Source organism: Bartonella sp. MR168JLCBS (genome assembly GCF_042194175.1).
This window is the reverse complement of the sequence record NZ_JBHIMP010000081.1, coordinates 1-1,398: the sequence shown is the minus strand read 5'-3', so window position 1 is coordinate 1,398 and position 1,398 is coordinate 1. Positions and strand designations below refer to the sequence as shown.

General features: G+C 34.0%; 1 protein-coding gene. It reads right to left on the bottom strand.

Translation table 11 applies throughout. The features are described 5' to 3' along the window. Positions 1-467: 467 nt before the first annotated feature. Positions 468-716 (bottom strand): hypothetical protein, encoded by a 249-nt coding sequence (locus tag ACFIK8_RS09235; RefSeq protein WP_014923771.1) that lies wholly within the window; start codon positions 714-716, stop codon positions 468-470. Between the last annotated feature and the right edge of the window lie 682 nt (positions 717-1,398).

Below are 1,398 nucleotides of genomic sequence, written 5' to 3'. Positions count from 1 at the left end.
AATCAGTTACTTCATCATTAAACAAGAAAAACCTGATCAACTTCCTATTCTCAAAATACAAATCCAAAATGACTAGAAAGGATCTTGATTTAAACATTGACACCTTTTCCCTAGCTTTTAATGGATGCGTAGTGCCATGTTATTATGAATGAGCGATAGAAAATTAAAACTCTTAGAGGAATCTCAAACATAATCTCTATCCCTGGATTCAATTTGCAAATAAAAGCATCCACTTACTTAATTTTGGAAGAACCATAGTCCATAATCTTTTTGACAGCTACAAAGGCATTTGCCAGTAACGAAACATAGGTGCATAAGAAAACAATCATTTTTTTAACAGATATATCCAATGAAATCATGTCAATCTTTTTGGTGTAGATATTGAGCTTATTTCACCACCGATGAGCCTTTCAATTGTACTCTTTAAAAAAGCAACCAGAGAAGAAATTATTTGGCTATGGAAACTCCTATAGCACAACAAAATGAATATACTTATGATCAAAAGTCATGCGTGTAAAAGGAAGTTTAGCATAATCAGAAAAGCAAACGTTTTTTATAACTTTTTCAAGTGTAAAAATCACTTTCTGTCCTTTTTTAGGTTTTATTCGCCCAATAGCTCCTGCTTTGAAAGCACCAGAAAGTTCTACCCATCCAAGTTTGTGGTCCCCAAGGTCATGTTGCCATATTTTCCCATATGGCCAAAATTTGCTCAGCACTTGCTTCTGTTTTAATTCTTTCGCTATATATGTCTATTTAAACATGAGAGAGCTCTTTTTATTTTGCAAAAAATCCCGTTTAAGAGATTAAGTATATAATATTCAGGCTAAAAAGAAATTATTAAACTTAAGATGCTCCCTCCTCTTATAGCTCAGTTCTGAACAGCAGTACCATCACAAACAGTGAATCTATACCAATTTATCATTTTAGAGCATGCTTTAATTAGTGAAACCGTTCAGTTTCTGAAAGAAATTTTCTTTATACTTGATCAAAAAAGAAAAAACAGTTGAATAATTAACGAATCCGAATTGCTTCGCAAATTCGGGCTGCATCACAAGCTATCATTTCAAAAAAAATTCATCGCGCTAACACCCCCAATGGGGGGGTTGATTAAAATCAAGATTTTGAACCGCTTTTAAAGCAACAGATTGAGCTTGTTTATTAAAAATAACCCTTCTTCGAACAAGTCCGAAACGAACCGCTTGCTCCACTTGGATAAATTTGATTATTTTAAATATCCACTGAAATTCTATTTTTGAAGTACCTGCCCAATACCCATTTTGCACCGTAGACAGTAAATAAAGACTTCATCTTCCTTAGATGTTTCTCAAAGTGGACCAGCTTTACTGTGACAGACTTGAAGAAAACCCAATTTGGCTGCAAAGCATGCGTGCACTTGAA